This is a genomic window from Microbacterium sp. 2216-1, from assembly GCF_046507855.1.
Classification (GTDB): Bacteria; Actinomycetota; Actinomycetes; order Actinomycetales; family Microbacteriaceae; genus Microbacterium; species Microbacterium esteraromaticum_C.
The window spans coordinates 1,202,212-1,217,150 of sequence record NZ_JBKFTM010000001.1 but is presented as its reverse complement, the minus strand read 5'-3'; the positions used below and the strand labels follow the sequence as shown (position 1 = coordinate 1,217,150).

The following is a 14,939-nucleotide window of genomic DNA, read 5'->3' as shown; positions in this document are numbered from 1 at the left end:
TCGGCATGACACGACGCTCAAGCATGCCTGGGTGTGTTGAGCATGTTGCGCATTCAGAGGTGTTCTCCACCTGCTAACGTGTGGCACTATGCCCGCTCTCGATCGTGTCGATCTCGAACTGCTCACGGCCCTCTCCGAAGACCCTCGCATGACGGTCGTCGCCTTGGCGGAGCGCCTCCGACTCTCACGCAACACGATTCAAGCGCGGATGGCCCGCCTCGAGCAGACCGGCGTGCTGGAGTCCTACGAGCGCTCATTCTCGACGGAGGTGCTGGGCTTTCCTCTGCAGGCCTTCATCAGCATCGGCGTGCGCCAGACCGAGTTGCCGCGCATCATCTCCGAGCTCGCCCGAGTGCCCGAGATCGTGCAGGCCCATGGCCTGAGTGGTCCGATCGATCTGCTCGCCAGGGTCGCCTGTCGCGATGCGCGACACCTGTTCGACACGGACGCCCGCATCCTGGCGATCGATGGCGTGGAGCGTACCGAGACCTCGCTCGCGATGGGAGAGGTGATCCCCTTCCGGGTGGCAGGTCTTATCGGCCTGGCGCGACGGGAAGCCTGAGGAACCGGCGGATCGCGCCCGCCGCTTCGGCCGGCGCCTCGTAGTGGATGAGGTGCCCGACGCCACTAATCTCGGCAAGCTGTGCCTGCGGGAACATTCCTGCCAGGGCCCGTTCGGATTCGATGGGTGTGATCTGGTCTCGCGTGGCGGCGATCAGCAGGGTGGGCACGTCGATCACACCGGCGAAGGCACGCACATCGTGCGAAACGCTGGTCACGAACGCGTCGTGCAGCACGTCACGGTCCGCGAAGCTCGAGAAGTAGGTGTCGTGCTGATCGTGGATGAACCGGCGTAGATGACGATCAGGGGTGGTCGCCATAGCGATGCTGGCGACGCGCACGATCCAAGGATGCCGCAGCAGCGCGGTACCGGGCTTCTCGGGTAGTCGCGCACCCATCGTGTAGTAGAAGATCGCGAGCCGGGTGAGCACACCCTTCGGCCCCTCCAGTGCGGGTGCACCGATCGGGTTCACGAGGATCAGCTGTGGCGTCTCGAGTCCGCTGGCGACCGCCGCAGACGCAACGATCGAACCGAACGAATGTCCGAGGACGACAGAACCCGGGGCCACGGTGCGAGCGAACTCGCACAACCAGCCGGCGTACAACCCCAGGTCGTGCTCTCGCTCGGCGACAGGCACCGTCTCGCCGAAGCCGGGGAGGTCCGGCGAGATGACGCGGATGCCCGGCAGGTACGCGACGATCGGCTCCAGCCCATGATGCTCGCCGCGGAACCCGTGAACGGCCACCACCGTCGGTACGTCGGGCACGTCAATGGCGGGACCGTACACCCAGTAGGCCGTGGGCGATCCCAGCACATCAACCTCATGACGCGCGACCGGAATCTCGCTGAGCCGGGCGGCGTACGGGGATGAGACAGGCATGCGCATGAGTCTACGCGATGCGATGTCGGTGCCCGTCCGTATGTTCGAATCAGCGGAAGGAGTCACCATGTCCAACAGCACCGACACCCTATCCGGGACCCTGCCCGGGCTCCAGTGGCCGACACCGTGCCTGCGGGCGCGTACGGAGCACCTTGATCGCGCGGGAGATGCGCTGTGGCGCGTCATCGATGCGCGGGGAAACGTTCGCGGTCACCTGCGCGTCATCGTTGACCCGCTCGGCATTCGCTACCGTGCTGAACGACTACACCTTGCCTCTCGCGCATTCCGGCTCGTCGGTGAGTTCTGGAGCGCCGACGACGCAGTGACCTCGCTACGGCAGTGAAGTCGGTCGCTCTGGCGGGGCGGCGTTAGCCCTCCGCGCGATGACCTGCGGCCCCCGTGTGCTCGTCCTGCGCCCAGGCCTCGTTGCGCAGGGTGATCTGCTCGGTCATGTCTTCGAGGAACCTGACCACGGTGGCGCGTTCCTCGGATGTCAATCGCGCTGCCGCGTGAAAACGCTTGGCCTGCAGGCGCCCCACCGTCTGCTTAGCCGCCTCTTTGGTCTCCTCGGTAATCGAGATGGCCAACGCTCGGCGATCGTTGGGATGCGGTGAACGCGTGATGTGGCCTGCCGCTTCGAGCCGGTCGAGCAGTTTCGTCGTGGACGCGGTCGAGATGTTCAGGTGCGCTGCGATGGCGCTGGGCGTGACAACGGTCTGCGCGTGCTGCGCGACGATCAGCATGTGCAGCGCGCGCATATCCGACCGCCCCAGTTTCATATAGCGCTGAGACGCCTCTGACAGGCGCTGCTCGGCTTCGCGCAGCCGCCCCAGCGCGGCCATCACGGCGGCGATCTCCTGCATGTGCTCAGGAGACACCCCAGTCCTGTCGATGAGAGCGGAATCCGGGTCGTTCTTCTCGACGTCGTAAAGGCTCGGCAGAACAGTCGCGTTGCCCTTCTCCTGCTTCGACATGTTCATATGATAGCGGAGTAGGTGTTTTCAGCTTGGCGAGTTATTCGCTAGGCTAGCGATATCACGGTCGGAGAGAACGCGAGGCGAGACATGGCGGTCCACAGAACGTCCCCGGAAGGCAGCGCTCACCCCGAGGGTCGAGTGGTGCTGCTGAACGAGTCTGGGCAGGCCATCGGCACCGCCGACAAGGAAGGCGTGCACAACCGCGCGACGCCCTTGCACCTGGCGTTCTCCTGCTACCTCTTCGACGCGGACGGCAACGTGCTCATCACTCGGCGCGCGTTGGGCAAGCGCAGCTGGCCCGGAGTGTGGACCAACAGCTTCTGCGGCCACCCCGAGCCCGGCGAGGATCTCACGTCGGCCGTCGAACGGAGGGCGCTGCAGGAACTCGGGGCGCAGATCCGCGACGTCCGTGTTGTGGATCCGAACTTCCGCTATCGCGCTGTCGACGCCGGGGGCATCGTCGAGAACGAGGTCTGCCCCGTGCATCGAGCAACCGTGATCGGCCCCCTGTCGCCGAACCCCGACGAGGTGATGCAATGGGCCTGGGTTGCACCGGAGGCGCTGCTGAGGTCCGCAGAGCTGACGCCTTTCGCGTTCAGCCCCTGGATGATCCTGCAGGCGCCCGCACTGGCGCGCATGATGGAGACGGAAGGACAGGCGAGATGACCAGCACCGTTCGCGAGCCGCGCCAGACGTCCGACCCGCACGACGCCGTCGAGGCGGAGATCCGTGCGCTCTTCTCGCGCTCTTCAGGAACCGCCCAGGCCTACGGCGCCGACTTCTCCCGCCTCTGGTCGCTCGCCGGGGAGCACATGCAAGGCGGAAAGCTGGTTCGACCGCGTCTGCTGCTCGACACGTACATCGCCTTGAGTCAGAACACCCGGGGCGGGTGGGCCGATACCCGCAGCGCTGTGCGTGTCGCTGCAGCCGTCGAGGCGCTGCACTACGCGTTCCTCCTGCACGACGATGTGATCGACGGAGACCTGTACCGACGCGGACGCCCCAACCTGATCGGCGAGCTCGCGCGCACGACAGCGGATGAGGCGCGTGCCGGCGCCGTATCCCATTGGGCGCAGGCCGGGGGTATTCTCGCGGGAAGTCTGCTGCTCTCGGGCGCCCATCAGGTGTTCGCGCGCATCGATGCCCCCGCTGTGGAGCGCATCCGTCTGCTGGATCTTCTCGACCACACCGTCTTCGAGACGACGGCGGGCGAGTTCACCGATGTGGGCTTGAGCGACGGCCTCGTGGCGCCGGATCTCGATACTGTGCTCGCCATGACCCGCCGGAAGACGGCTAGCTACAGCTTCGAGTTGCCGTTGCGTGCGGCGGCGATCCTGGCCGGTGCCGCGCCGGAGCTCGAACACGCGCTCAGCGCGGCGGGGTCGCATCTGGGCCTCGCCTATCAGCTGCAGGACGATCTGCTCTCGACGTTCGGTGACGCGCACGAACATGGAAAGGACCCGTACTCGGATCTTCGCGAGGGCAAGCAGACGGCGATCATCTGCTTCGCCCGCCTGAGTGGGCTGTGGCCTTACATCGCCGAGGACTTCGGCGACCCGGATCTGACGCTCACCAGCGCCGAGCGCCTGCGAGATCGCCTGCGCGAGTGCGGCGCAGAGGAGTTCGTGAGCGGTCTGGTGCAGCAGCAGCTCGCGGGCTTCTACGACGTGCTCGCGGCCACGGGTACCGGAGCAGTACCGTCGGCGGTCCGAGAAGTCCTGCTCGCCCTCGCAGAGCGCATCGAAGGGCGCCGCTCATGAGCATGTCGGCGCGGACCGCATCGAGCACTCCCTCGCTCACACGCTTCACGAGAATGGCAGAGACCGTATCGCAGAGCGTCATCCGCGCCTACTCAACATCGTTCGGCCTCGCGACGCGGCTCCTGGGACGCCGTCACCGCACACACGTGCGCAACATCTACGCGCTGGTGCGCGTCGCCGACGAGATTGTCGACGGCGTAGCGAGCGAAGCGGGGCTGTCCGGGGCGGATCAACGTGCGGTGCTTGATGCCTACGTCGTCGAGACCCATCGCGCGATGCAGACCGGCTACAGCAGCGACCTGGTCATCCATGCGTTCGCTGCAACCGCCCGAGCCGCGGGGATCGACGAGACGCTGACCCGACCGTTCTTCGACTCGATGCGCACCGATCTGCTCAATGCCGGGACCGAGAACACCGTGTTCGATCCGCGCGCACATGCCGCGTACGTGCATGGGTCGGCCGAGGTCGTCGGATTGATGTGCCTGCGCGTGTTCCTGCGTGGGCAAGAGGTGACCGAGAGCACGCGGACGCGTCTGGAGCACGGCGCCCGTCAGCTCGGTGCGGCGTTCCAGAACGTCAACTTCTTGCGTGACCTCGCCGACGATACAGAACGCCTCGGGCGCAGCTACCTCGGCAACGATCGCAGGCTCTCCGATGCGGAGGTACTCGCCTGGGTTGCGAGAATCCGCGGGCAGCTCGCTGATGCCAAAGCGGTGATTCCACTGTTGCCGCGCGACGCGCGTGCCGCAGTGCGCAGCGCCCACGCGCTGTTCGGCAACCTCACCGACCGCATCGCGCGCACCCCGGCCGAACAGCTCTACGAGAAGCGCATCCGTGTTCCTGATGCGATCAAGACAGTCCTGGTGGCGCGTGCCATATTCATGACAGTGAAGGAGCGAGATCGATGACCCGCACGGTGATCATCGGCGCCGGTGTCGCAGGGCTTGCGACGGCGGCACTGCTTGCCCAGGAGGGCCACGACGTCGTCGTGCTCGAGAAGAACTCCCGCGTCGGCGGCCGCGCCGGGACCCTCGAGCGTGACGGGTTCCGGTTCGACACCGGACCGTCCTGGTATCTGATGCCGCGTGTGTTCGAGCACTTCTTCGGCATGCTGGGCACGTCCGCCCAGGAGCAGCTTGACTTGCGCTTCCTCGACCCCGCGTACCGGGTCTTCAGCGAGCCGGATCAGCACGGCCGGCAGCGGGAACCGCTCACGGTTCCACTCGGCGCCGACCGAGTACTGCAGACGTTTGAGGCCACAGAACCGGGAAGCTCTGCAGTGCTGCGTGCGCATCTGGCATCCGCGACCCGTACGACCGACCTCGCAGAACGCTACTTCCTCTACAACCCGTTCACTCGGCTGCGGAGTCTGCTCGCCGGCGAGGTGATCCGCGGACTGCCGACGCTGACACGGTTGCTCGCCTCTTCCCTGGAGTCGTACGTCGGGAAGCGTTTCGACGATCCGGTGCTGAGGCAAGTGCTCGGATACCCGGCGGTCTTCCTCGGAACCGATCCATCCGCTGCACCGGCCATGTACCACCTGATGAGCGCGCTCGATCTCGATGAGGGCGTGCAGTACCCGATGGGTGGGTTCTGGCACCTGGTTGAGACTCTGGAAACGCTCGCCCGCTCTGCCGGGGCGCAGATCGTGACGGATGCCAGCGTCGAGCGCATAGAGACCGCCCCCCGGCGCGGCCGCGGCCGGCGCCGACACACGGTCACCGGCGTGACGTGGCGAGATGCTCACGGAGCCGAGCATCTCGAGAAAGCCGACATCGTCGTCTCCGGTGCGGATCTGCATCACACCGAGACACAGCTGTTGCCACCGCGGCAACGGACCTTCCCCCAACGGTGGTGGGACAAACGCACCAGCGGGCCGGGCGCTGTGATCGCCCTGCTCGGCGTGCGAGGCGAGCTGCCCGCACTCCCCCACCACTCGCTGCTGTTCACGACTGACTGGACGGCGAACTTCGACGCCATCTTCGGTGTGGACGCGCGTGTTCCCGATCCGGCGTCGATCTACGTGTGCCGTCCGAGCGCCACCGATCCCGGAGTGGCTCCTGCCGGGCATGAGAACCTCTTCGTCCTGATTCCGGTGCCGGCCGATGAGAGCATCGGGCGCGGCAGCCTTCACGGTTCGCCGTCCACAGCGGTCGAGAACGCGGTCGATGCCGCGATCGATCAGATCGCGTCGTGGGCCGATGTTCCGGACCTGCGCGAACGGATCGTCGTGCGCGAATCCATCGGCCCTGCGGACTTCGCGGCCGATTACCATTCCTGGCACGCCGGCATGCTCGGCCCCGCGCACATTCTGCGACAGAGTGCCATGTTCCGCGCGCAGAACGCTTCGCGAAAGGTCGAGGGCCTCTACTACTCGGGGTCCACGACGGCACCCGGTGTGGGCGTGCCCATGTGCCTCATCAGCGCGGAGCTCGTGCTCAAGCGCATCCGCGGCGACCACAGCGCCGGGCCACTTCCGACGCGCGTGAGCAGCGCCGCCCGCTCGGCGGATGCACGCGTGGCGGGAGCGGAACGATGATGGGGATGCTGTACCTCGCAGCACTGCTGCTCGTGATCGGATGCATGCTTCTGATCGACTACCGTTTTCGGCTGTTCTTCTGGCACGACCCCGCAATCGCTCTGCTGATCACCGTCATCGGGACCGCGCTGTTCCTGCTGTGGGATGTCGCCGGCATCGCCGCGGGCGTCTTCCTTCGCGGCGAGAGCCCGATCGCCACCGGGATCGTACTCGCCCCCGAACTGCCGCTTGAGGAACCGTTCTTCCTGATCTTCCTCGTGCTGTGCACGATGGTCGTCTTCACCGGCACCCTGCGGATCCTCGGCTGGATACAGCAGACGCGCACGCGGACGGCGGACCGGTCGTGACGTATCCACTGATCGCGACTCTCGGACTTGCGATCGCCGCCTGTGGGGCGATCGCCCTTCTCGCCGTCGCGTTCCGCCGCGCACCGCGTGTTCCCCGCTCACGCGTGCTCATCGCCCTGCTGCTCACAACCGTGCTCATGCTGGCTCTGACGGCGCTGTTCGACAACCTCATGATCTCGGCCGGCTTGTTCCACTACGCACCGTCACACCTGCTGGGCGTGTCGATCGGTGTCGCGCCCGTCGAGGACTTCGCCTACCCGCTGGCAGGGGCGCTGCTGTTGCCGGCCGCCTGGGTAGCGCTGCAGAAGGGCGGCTCGGCGCGCCGGGAGGACTTCAGGCAACTGGTCGTTGCCTCTCGTCCGATCAGCTGGATCAACACGGCGTTCCCTTTCGCGGCGGCGTACGTGATGACCACACGCGAGATCGACGCTGTCCTCCTGATCGGCTTTCTGTACTTCCTGGTGCCCTACAACTTCGCGATGTACGGCATCAATGACGTCTTCGACTACGCGTCGGACGTCGCCAACCCGCGCAAGGGCGGTGTGGAAGGGGCTTTGCTGCCCAGGAGGCTCCATACGCCGACGCTGTGGATCGCCGCCCTCACAAACATCCCCTTCCTCGTGCTGCTCGCGCTCGCGGGTGGCCCCGCGGTATGGGGCGCGCTCGCCGTGAGCGCCTTGGCCGTCGTCGCGTACTCCGCGCCGGGACTTCGGTTCAAGGAACGCCCCTTCCTGGATTCGCTCACCTCAAGCACGCACTTCGTCAGCCCCGCGGTGGTCGGTCTGCTTCTGGCCGGCGCAGATCTCACGGGGGGCATCCTGCTGTTGCTGTCGGCCTTCTTCCTCTGGGGTATGGCAGCGCACGCCTTCGGGGCGGTGCAGGACATCGTGCCGGATCGTGCGGCGGGCATCCACTCGATCGCCACGGCGATCGGCGCGAACGCGACCGTGCGTGTGGCACTCGCGCTGTGGACGGCTGCCGGCCTGCTCATGCTCGCCGTGCCCTGGCCCGGTCCGCTCGCCGCCATCATCGCCGTGCCCTACCTTCTCAACTGCGCGCCGTTCTGGTCGCTCACCGACGAACGCTCCGCAGAGTCCAACCGGGCCTGGCGTCGGTTCATCGCACTCAACTACTTCTCTGGTTTTCTCGTCACCCTCCTCCTGATCCTGGAATGGAACAGCGCATGACTCACACCACCCGTAGCGAACGACGCGCGGCCGCCGATCGGCCCGCCGTTCCGAAATGGTTGCGGATCCTTCTGCCCGCCGCACTCATCCTGACGTGGCTGACCGTCGCGGGCATCGGCGGCCCCTACTTCGGCAAGGTCGACGAGGTCTCATCGAACGACCAGACGAGCTACCTGCCCGAGTCAGCCGACGCGACCCGTGTGCAGGAGATGCTGGGAGATTTCGACGACTCCGAGGCGATACCGGCTCTCGTCGTCTTCGTCTCCGACGAGCAGCTGAGCGACGAGCAACTCTCGTCGCTGGCGGAGGTCATGACGAAGGTCGCGACGATCGACGGCATCGGTGCGGACGTGTCGCCACTCATCCCCTCTGAGGACGGCCTGGCCGCGCAGGCATTCGTGCCCATCCTCAGCAGCGCCGAGGTCGGCGACACCGTCGCAGAGCTGAGCGCAGAGCTCGCCACCGCAGCACCCGAAGGCATCGAGACTTTCGTGACGGGACCGGCTGGGTTCACCGCCGACCTGGTCTCGGCGTTCGCGGGGATCGATGGGTTGCTGCTCGGCGTGGCTCTGCTGGCAGTGCTTGTCATCCTGCTGCTGGTGTATCGATCGTTCCTGCTGCCGATTGCGGTCCTGTCGACTAGTCTGTTCGCCCTGTGCGCCGCGCTCCTCACGGTGTGGTGGCTGGCAAAGTGGGACATCCTGCTGCTCAGCGGCCAGACGCAGGGCATCCTCTTCATCCTCGTGATCGGCGCCGCGACCGACTACTCGTTGCTGCTCGTGGCCCGGTACCGCGAGGCGCTCCGGGTCGAGAACGACAAGTGGGTCGCGACCATGTCAGCGATCAAGGGTTCGTTCGAGCCGATCCTCGCGTCGGGTGGAACGGTCATCGCCGGCCTGCTGTGCCTGCTGCTCAGCGACCTGAAGTCGAACAGCGCACTCGGCCCGGTGGCATCGATCGGGATCATCTTCGCGATGCTCTCGGCGTTGACACTCCTACCGGCGATGCTCTTCGCGTTCGGACGCGCGGCCTTCTGGCCGCGACGTCCGCGGTTCGAGCCGGATGTTGTCGCCGCGGAAGACGGGATGCCCGATCGCGGCCTGTGGACCAAGCTCGCTCACCTCGTGCAGCGGCGACCGCGCATCATCTGGGTTGCCACCACGCTCGTTCTGCTGATCGGAGCGCTGGGCGTGACCCAGCTGAAGGCGGATGGCGTCGCCCAATCCGAACTGGTGCTCGGGCAGTCCGAAGCGCGAGATGGTCAGCAGGCACTGGGCGAGCACTTCCCGGGTGGTTCTGGAAGCCCTGCGCTGATCATCGTGGACGAGAGCGAGATGGACGACGCGGTCGCCGTGTTGCTCGCCGATGACGGGATCGATGGCGTCGCGGTCACCACCGAGGACAGCCCGAGCGGATCCGCGCCGGTGACAGCGGAGGGCATCACCCCGGTGGGCCCACCCGGAACCCCCGAACCGAGTCCCACCACGGTCGACGGTCAGGTTCTTCTTCGTGCGACGCTGACGGATGCCGCAGACTCGGCAGCCGCGGGGCAGACCGTCACCGACCTTCGGGCGGAGTTCATCGATACGGCACCGAGCGCCCTGGTAGGCGGTGTCACCGCGACAGCCGTCGACACCAACACCGCCTCGATCCATGACCGCAATCTCATCATCCCGCTCGTCCTTGCCGTCATCACGCTGATTCTGATGGTGCTGCTGCGTTCGGTGCTCGCGCCCGTGCTGCTGATCATCACAACGGTGATCTCGTTCGGCACCGCGATGGGCGTTTCTGCTCTGGTGTTCAACGGTCTGTTCCAGTTCCCCGGCGCTGACCCGGCCGTGCCGCTGTTCGGGTTCATCTTCCTGGTGGCCCTCGGTATCGACTACAACATCTTCTTGATGACCCGCGTGCGCGAGGAGTCGCTCCAGCACGCCACGCGCAAGGGAGTGCTGCGCGGGCTCGCGATCACCGGCGGGGTGATCACCTCGGCCGGCCTCGTGCTCGCTGCAACCTTCACGGCGCTCGCGGTCATCCCGATCCTGTTCCTGGTGCAGCTGGCGTTCATCGTCGCCTTCGGCGTGCTGTTGGACACGTTCGTCGTGCGCACCCTGCTCGTACCGGCCCTGTCGTACGACCTCGGCCGGGTGATCTGGTGGCCGTCCAAGCTCTCGAAGCACCCGCAGCCTGAGAACCACGAGCCGGAGGCACCATGAGCGCGCACGTCGTCATCGCGGGCGGTTCCGGGCTGATCGGAACCGCGCTCACGGACGCCCTCGTCGCGCGAGGGGATCGCGTGACCCGACTGGTACGCCGTCCCCCGGCTCACCCGGGAGAGGTCCAGTGGCAACCGGAGGACGGCGTGCTGGATCCGCGCGCCTTGGAGGGCGCGTCCGCGGTGGTGGCGTTGAACGGCGCCAGTGTGGGACGGATGCCCTGGACAGCCCCTTACCGACGGAAGCTGCTTTCGTCGAGGCTCGCTCCGACGACGACTCTGGTGGCGGCCCTGCGCGACCTCGGCAGGGGTGCGCCGACGCTTGTGTCAGCATCCGCGGTCGGGTACTACGGCTCTGTGCCCGGTCGGATGCTGACGGAGTCCTCCCCCGCCGGTGACACGTTCCTGGCACGCGTGTGCATCGAGTGGGAGGGCGCCGCTCGGCAGGCGGCGGACGTCACACGGGTGGCGCTCGCGCGCACTGCACCGGTGATCCACCGCAGGGGTGTGCTGCGTCCGTTGATCGCGCTCACCTCCCTCGGCGTCGGTGGCCCCTTGGGAGGCGGTGACCAGGTCTGGCCCTGGATCTCGCTCGACGATGAGGTGCGCGCACTCCTGCACATCATCGATCAGAACCTCGACGGCCCGGTCAATCTCACAGGGCCGGCGTCCGCGACGGCGAATGACGTCGGCCGCGCGCTCGCACGCGAACTTCACCGGCCATTCTGGTTGCCTGTGCCGGCGTGGGCGCTCCGGAGCGTGCTCGGCGCACCGGCGGCCGACTCGCTGCTGCTCGCCGATGCGGATGTGCGGCCGACGGCGCTTCTCGACAGCGGCTTCCGCTTCGTGCATGACACCGCAGACGCCGCAGTGGCAGCCGCCGTCGCGGCACGGTGATGCGGTGGGGCGGTGATCGTTGGTGCCCCCTGCAGGATTCGAACCTGCGACCAACAGATTAGAAGGCTGCTGCTCTATCCACTGAGCTAAGGAGGCGTGTACGTCTACGGTACCGTGTCCGGGCCCGCCGCTAGGATCAAGGGATGGTTTCTGCGTCTGAGAACGACCGGCTGGTGTGGATCGACTGCGAGATGACGGGACTCGACCTCGCCGTCGATGAACTGGTCGAGATCGCCGTCGTCATCACGGACTTCGAGTTGCGGGTGATCGACCCCGGGTTCCAGGTCGTCATCAAGCCGAGCGATGCCGCGCTGGCCAACATGGGCGATTTCGTGACCGAGATGCACCGCACGTCGGGGTTGATCGACGAGATCCCCCACGGCGTGTCGCTCGCCGAGGCCGAGGCGCAGACCCTCGCATACATCAAGCGCTTCGTTCCGATGGAGCGCAAGGCGCCGCTGGCGGGCAACACGATCGGCACCGACCGGATGTTCCTGGCCAAGTACATGCCCGGTGTCGACGGGCACCTGCATTACCGCAACGTCGACGTCTCCAGCATCAAGGAGCTCTCGCGCCGCTGGTACCCGCGGGTGTTCTTCCAGGCCCCCGAGAAGAACGGCGGACACCGTGCATTGGCCGACATTCTGGAGTCCATCCGCGAGCTGCACTACTACCGTGAAGCGGTCTTCGTAGCCGAGCCCGGGCCCTCTTCCGACGAGGCCAAAGACATCTCGAGTCGCACCGTGTCATCGTTCACTCAAAACATGTAATAGACTCTAAGGGTTGCCCGCTGAGGCGGGCACATGGTGGGTATAGCTCAGCTGGTAGAGCACCGCGTTGTGGTCGCGGGGGTCGCGGGTTCAAGCCCCGTTACTCACCCCAATCAGGTCAGGCCCGGACTCCTCCAAGGAGTCCGGGCCTGACCTTTTCCGTTGCCCGTTACTTCTCGACGCGATCGCCGAGACTGTAGTGCGCGCGGCCGACACGCCCGCGGATGAAGATCAGCAGCACAAGTCCGACGATGATCACAACGGGGTTCGCGAGGTTCGCGATCGGCATCAGCGCGCTCGCCTCTCCCACCTGTCCCTGCTCGCCGATGGCGCCGGTGATCAGGAACTGGCTCGGATCGGTTGAGGCGTGCAACAAGATCGCCAGGATCAGCGTGCCGCTGACGCGCATCGAGAGGTACATCAGCACGCCGAACGTGAACGTGTACGCCACCAGCACGGCGACGGGAAGCAGATCCGTCGTGCCGATGAAATTCCCGGCGTGCAGGATGCCGAACAGCAGCGACGATAGCGCGGCGACGACCCACTCGCTGTATCCGCCGCGGCGCAGCAGTTGCACCGCGAAACCACGGCACACGAGCTCCTCGGTGAATCCGATGCACAGTCCGAGGAACAGTGTCATCAGCGTCACCCCGACCCCGACCGCTTGATAGTCGACGGCCGCGTACCGCACCGCGTTGAAGCCCAGCACGACGACGACCGCCAGCCACATCCACCAGCTGCCGCGGATCGGCTGTGACCCGAACAGCTCTTTCAACCAGCCGAACGACCAGGCGAGCGCGAGCATCAACAGCCCGGTGACGAGGATCGACAGTGTGTGACCGATCAGCACGTTCTGAGGCGAGGCGAACGTACCGCCCGGCGTCATCATTCCGCCGAAGAGAGTGTGGATGAGCCACGCGACGCCCTGGTAGAGCACCCAGTAGAAGATCACCAGTAGCAGGGCCTTCCACCACCCGCCGTTGTTCCAGAAACTGCGCCACTTCGATGTCTGCACCATTGCTGAACCGGCCATGCGTTCTCCTTCTGAGAACCTTCTCTGCGTTGTGTGAGTGATGCTAGCAACGGGGGAAGCGCCCGCGACAGCCTCTGTGGAACGCGTCGGTGCTCTTCGCCGAGGGCCGCGATCAGAACGAGTCGATACGATCGATGCATGGCCTCGCACGTCCGTATCGCAACAGACTCCGATCTGCCGTCGATCGCGAGGATCGAGGCCACCGCCGACACCGCATTCGACGCAGTCGTGGACCGTACCGCATGGGGCTCTCCCCCGTCCGGACAGGATCGCTGTCAGCATCCGGGGTTCCTTCTCGTGGCAGCCGACGACGAGGCCGGTCCGGCCGTGGGTTTCGTCCACGTCATCACGCACGATGATGTGGCGCACCTGGAGCAGCTTTCGGTGCTGCCGGAGCACGCCCGGCTCGGTCACGGCACGGCCCTTGTACACGCCGCGCTCGACGAGGCACGTGCGCGCGGTGCGAAGCAGATCACGTTGCGCACCTTCGCCGAGATCCCCTGGAACGCACCGTTCTACGCCTCCCTCGGTTTCGCTGAGGTCCCGACGCCCTCGGACAGCTTCACGGCGGCTCTCCTCGACGCCGAGCAGCGCGCTGGGCTCGTCGATGTCGGTCCGCGCGTGCACATGAGCCTCGACCTCGGCGCCGGGATGGAGATGGATGCCGATGCCTTCGAGGCTCTCGTGATCGACGAACTCGACAAGCTGCCCGACGACATGGTGGACGGCCTGGACAACGTCGTGTTCGTCGTCGAGGACCGCGCGGAGACCGGCGAGGAGTTGTTCGGCCTGTACGAGGGGTTCGCGCTGACCGAGCGCGGTCAGTACGGGATGGGTGAGCTGCCCGACCGCATCATCGTCTTCCGCGAGACGCATCTCGCCGCGTGTGCGGATGAGGCCGCGCTGCGCGCGGAGGTACACACGACGTTGGTGCACGAGATCGCGCACTTCTACGGCATCGACGACGAGCAACTGCACGAACTGGGGTGGGCATGAGCACGCCGTCCTCGACGCCAGTTCTCGATGAGCAGCTGATGGCGGCCCCTCTGGTGCCGTGGCAGCTCGTCGTGTGGGATGACCCCGTGAACCTGATGAGCTACGTGGCACGCATCTTCCGCACGTACTTCGGGTATCCGGCCGAGCAGGCCAACAGGTTGATGCTCGCCGTGCACCACGAGGGTCACGCCGTGGTGGCGACCGGTCCGCGCGAGACGATGGAGGCCCATGCGCATGCAATGCACGACTTCGGCTTGTGGGCGACGGTGAGGCGGGCGCCTCAGTGACGACGGATCTATCGCTCTCGCTCGCGACGATCGAGGTGCATAACCTGCAGCGGCTCATCGACGAGTTCCTCGAGGTCATCGCCGACGGCAAAGTGACAGACGACCCCGGTCTGAGCCGCATCGCACCGGCCGCCTATGCCGATGATCCCGCAGCGGCAGCCGAGTTCCGCGCGGCCACACGCGATGGCCTGTTCGATCGGCGGACGGCGGATGCCCTCGATGTGCGTTCCGATCTCGGCGCGCCGCTCGAGGGCGGCTCAGCTCCGTCGACGCGCGCAGCCATGCGGCAGCGGACGATACGGATCCCACCGGAGCACGTAAACGCCTGGCTGCGAACCCTGGCAGCGGTGCGGCTGGTCGTCGCCACACGACTCGGCATCGACATCGCCGACACCCACGGGCCCGACGACGAACGCTTCCACGTCTACGACTGGCTCGGATACCGGCTCGAACAGCTGGTGATGCTCGCGGACGAGCACGACGCGGGGTGAG

Annotated in this window: 17 protein-coding genes, 2 tRNA genes and 1 pseudogene; 16 read left to right on the top strand and 4 right to left on the bottom strand. The window is 66.3% G+C overall.

From position 1 onward, the window contains the following. The first annotated feature begins 88 nt into the window (after positions 1–88). A complete protein-coding gene (locus ACLD0U_RS05640; protein WP_179410877.1) occupies positions 89–562 on the top strand; it encodes an Lrp/AsnC family transcriptional regulator in 474 nt (157 codons plus the stop codon). Here the strand turns inward: ACLD0U_RS05640 and ACLD0U_RS05635 are convergent. Then, on the bottom strand, positions 534–1,442 hold the full coding sequence (locus ACLD0U_RS05635) for an alpha/beta fold hydrolase (RefSeq protein WP_179410878.1): 909 nt from the start codon (positions 1,440–1,442) through the stop codon (positions 534–536). The genes ACLD0U_RS05640 and ACLD0U_RS05635 overlap by 29 nt on opposite strands. A 67-nt stretch (positions 1,443–1,509) precedes the next feature. On the opposite strand from ACLD0U_RS05635, the gene ACLD0U_RS05630 reads away from it, so the two are divergent. Then, the gene (locus ACLD0U_RS05630; protein WP_224817805.1) at positions 1,510–1,785 is read left to right on the top strand and encodes a hypothetical protein; all 276 of its coding nucleotides are present in this window, start codon (positions 1,510–1,512) and stop codon (positions 1,783–1,785) included. A gap of 25 nt (positions 1,786–1,810) precedes the next feature. On the opposite strand, the gene ACLD0U_RS05625 is transcribed toward ACLD0U_RS05630, so the two are convergent. Further along, entirely contained in the window at positions 1,811–2,416 is a 606-nt protein-coding gene (locus ACLD0U_RS05625) for a MarR family winged helix-turn-helix transcriptional regulator (RefSeq protein ID WP_206549911.1), read from the bottom strand. Positions 2,417–2,506: 90 nt separating this feature from the next. Here ACLD0U_RS05625 and idi point away from each other — a divergent pair, with 90 nt between their 5' ends. The 8 genes from idi to ACLD0U_RS05585 are packed head-to-tail and all read left to right on the top strand — an operon-like array spanning position 2,507 to position 11,361. Continuing rightward, positions 2,507–3,085: an isopentenyl-diphosphate Delta-isomerase gene (gene idi, locus ACLD0U_RS05620; RefSeq protein WP_410340054.1), complete on the top strand. Its 579-nt coding sequence runs from the start codon at positions 2,507–2,509 to the stop codon at positions 3,083–3,085. Next, positions 3,082–4,179: a polyprenyl synthetase family protein gene (locus tag ACLD0U_RS05615; RefSeq protein ID WP_179410882.1), complete on the top strand. Its 1,098-nt coding sequence runs from the start codon at positions 3,082–3,084 to the stop codon at positions 4,177–4,179. The genes idi and ACLD0U_RS05615 overlap by 4 nt, the downstream gene beginning before the upstream one ends. Positions 4,180–4,232: 53 nt before the next feature. Next, complete coding sequence (locus ACLD0U_RS05610) at positions 4,233–5,087, top strand: phytoene/squalene synthase family protein (protein WP_242519427.1); 855 nt, start codon at positions 4,233–4,235, stop codon at positions 5,085–5,087. Next, a complete protein-coding gene (gene crtI / locus ACLD0U_RS05605; RefSeq protein ID WP_410340053.1) occupies positions 5,084–6,718 on the top strand; it encodes a phytoene desaturase family protein in 1,635 nt (544 codons plus the stop codon). The genes ACLD0U_RS05610 and crtI overlap by 4 nt, the downstream gene beginning before the upstream one ends. Beyond that, a complete protein-coding gene (locus ACLD0U_RS05600) occupies positions 6,718–7,065 on the top strand; it encodes a lycopene cyclase domain-containing protein (RefSeq protein ID WP_179411862.1) in 348 nt (115 codons plus the stop codon). Before crtI ends, ACLD0U_RS05600 begins: the two co-directional genes overlap by 1 nt. Next, a complete protein-coding gene (locus tag ACLD0U_RS05595; RefSeq protein WP_410340052.1) occupies positions 7,062–8,252 on the top strand; it encodes a prenyltransferase in 1,191 nt (396 codons plus the stop codon). Before ACLD0U_RS05600 ends, ACLD0U_RS05595 begins: the two co-directional genes overlap by 4 nt. Then, a complete protein-coding gene (locus ACLD0U_RS05590; protein ID WP_410340051.1) occupies positions 8,249–10,465 on the top strand; it encodes an MMPL family transporter in 2,217 nt (738 codons plus the stop codon). The genes ACLD0U_RS05595 and ACLD0U_RS05590 overlap by 4 nt, the downstream gene beginning before the upstream one ends. Next, a complete protein-coding gene (locus tag ACLD0U_RS05585) occupies positions 10,462–11,361 on the top strand; it encodes a TIGR01777 family oxidoreductase (RefSeq protein WP_410340050.1) in 900 nt (299 codons plus the stop codon). The genes ACLD0U_RS05590 and ACLD0U_RS05585 overlap by 4 nt, the downstream gene beginning before the upstream one ends. Positions 11,362–11,381: 20 nt before the next feature. Here ACLD0U_RS05585 and ACLD0U_RS05580 read toward each other — a convergent pair. Further along, positions 11,382–11,457: transfer RNA gene (locus ACLD0U_RS05580), tRNA-Arg, on the bottom strand. A 47-nt stretch (positions 11,458–11,504) separates the two neighbouring features. Here ACLD0U_RS05580 and orn point away from each other — a divergent pair. Together orn and ACLD0U_RS05570 are read left to right on the top strand one after the other, a co-directional pair. Then, positions 11,505–12,131 (top strand): oligoribonuclease, encoded by a 627-nt coding sequence (gene orn / locus ACLD0U_RS05575; RefSeq protein WP_179410944.1) that lies wholly within the window; start codon positions 11,505–11,507, stop codon positions 12,129–12,131. Positions 12,132–12,167: 36 nt separating this feature from the next. Next, positions 12,168–12,243 (top strand) — tRNA-His (locus tag ACLD0U_RS05570). Positions 12,244–12,300: 57 nt separating this feature from the next. Here the strand turns inward: ACLD0U_RS05570 and ACLD0U_RS05565 are convergent. Further along, positions 12,301–13,164 (bottom strand): CPBP family intramembrane glutamic endopeptidase, encoded by an 864-nt coding sequence (locus ACLD0U_RS05565; RefSeq protein ID WP_410340049.1) that lies wholly within the window; start codon positions 13,162–13,164, stop codon positions 12,301–12,303. 138 nt (positions 13,165–13,302) lie between these two features. On the opposite strand from ACLD0U_RS05565, the pseudogene ACLD0U_RS05560 reads away from it, so the two are divergent. The 4 genes and pseudogenes from ACLD0U_RS05560 to ACLD0U_RS05545 form a co-directional block, all read left to right on the top strand. Then, a pseudogene (locus ACLD0U_RS05560) lies at positions 13,303–13,701 on the top strand (GNAT family N-acetyltransferase); the annotation flags it as partial. A 114-nt stretch (positions 13,702–13,815) separates the two neighbouring features. Further along, positions 13,816–14,160, top strand: coding sequence for a metallopeptidase family protein (locus tag ACLD0U_RS05555; RefSeq protein WP_241263598.1), 345 nt, complete (start codon positions 13,816–13,818; stop codon positions 14,158–14,160). Then, positions 14,157–14,447, top strand: coding sequence for an ATP-dependent Clp protease adapter ClpS (gene clpS, locus ACLD0U_RS05550; protein ID WP_410340048.1), 291 nt, complete (start codon positions 14,157–14,159; stop codon positions 14,445–14,447). The genes ACLD0U_RS05555 and clpS overlap by 4 nt, the downstream gene beginning before the upstream one ends. After that, positions 14,444–14,938 carry a DUF2017 family protein gene (locus ACLD0U_RS05545; RefSeq protein ID WP_410340047.1) on the top strand — a complete coding sequence of 165 codons (495 nt, stop codon included), beginning with the start codon at positions 14,444–14,446 and terminating at the stop codon, positions 14,936–14,938. Before clpS ends, ACLD0U_RS05545 begins: the two co-directional genes overlap by 4 nt. Position 14,939 lies beyond the last annotated feature (1 nt).

Bases quoted from the DNA above. Each gene is read 5' to 3' on its own strand.
- ACLD0U_RS05640 (WP_179410877.1), top strand. From the start codon at position 89: ATGCCCGCTCTCGATCGTGTCGATCTCGAACTGCTCACGGCCCTCTCC.
- ACLD0U_RS05635 (WP_179410878.1), bottom strand. From the start codon at position 1,442: ATGCCTGTCTCATCCCCGTACGCCGCCCGGCTCAGCGAGATTCCGGTC.
- ACLD0U_RS05630 (WP_224817805.1), top strand. From the start codon at position 1,510: ATGTCCAACAGCACCGACACCCTATCCGGGACCCTGCCCGGGCTCCAG.
- ACLD0U_RS05625 (WP_206549911.1), bottom strand. From the start codon at position 2,416: ATGTCGAAGCAGGAGAAGGGCAACGCGACTGTTCTGCCGAGCCTTTAC.
- idi (WP_410340054.1), top strand. From the start codon at position 2,507: ATGGCGGTCCACAGAACGTCCCCGGAAGGCAGCGCTCACCCCGAGGGT.
- ACLD0U_RS05615 (WP_179410882.1), top strand. From the start codon at position 3,082: ATGACCAGCACCGTTCGCGAGCCGCGCCAGACGTCCGACCCGCACGAC.
- ACLD0U_RS05610 (WP_242519427.1), top strand. From the start codon at position 4,233: ATGGCAGAGACCGTATCGCAGAGCGTCATCCGCGCCTACTCAACATCG.
- crtI (WP_410340053.1), top strand. From the start codon at position 5,084: ATGACCCGCACGGTGATCATCGGCGCCGGTGTCGCAGGGCTTGCGACG.
- ACLD0U_RS05600 (WP_179411862.1), top strand. From the start codon at position 6,718: ATGGGGATGCTGTACCTCGCAGCACTGCTGCTCGTGATCGGATGCATG.
- ACLD0U_RS05590 (WP_410340051.1), top strand. From the start codon at position 8,249: ATGACTCACACCACCCGTAGCGAACGACGCGCGGCCGCCGATCGGCCC.
- ACLD0U_RS05585 (WP_410340050.1), top strand. From the start codon at position 10,462: ATGAGCGCGCACGTCGTCATCGCGGGCGGTTCCGGGCTGATCGGAACC.
- orn (WP_179410944.1), top strand. From the start codon at position 11,505: ATGGTTTCTGCGTCTGAGAACGACCGGCTGGTGTGGATCGACTGCGAG.
- ACLD0U_RS05565 (WP_410340049.1), bottom strand. From the start codon at position 13,164: ATGGCCGGTTCAGCAATGGTGCAGACATCGAAGTGGCGCAGTTTCTGG.
- ACLD0U_RS05555 (WP_241263598.1), top strand. From the start codon at position 13,816: ATGGAGATGGATGCCGATGCCTTCGAGGCTCTCGTGATCGACGAACTC.
- clpS (WP_410340048.1), top strand. From the start codon at position 14,157: ATGAGCACGCCGTCCTCGACGCCAGTTCTCGATGAGCAGCTGATGGCG.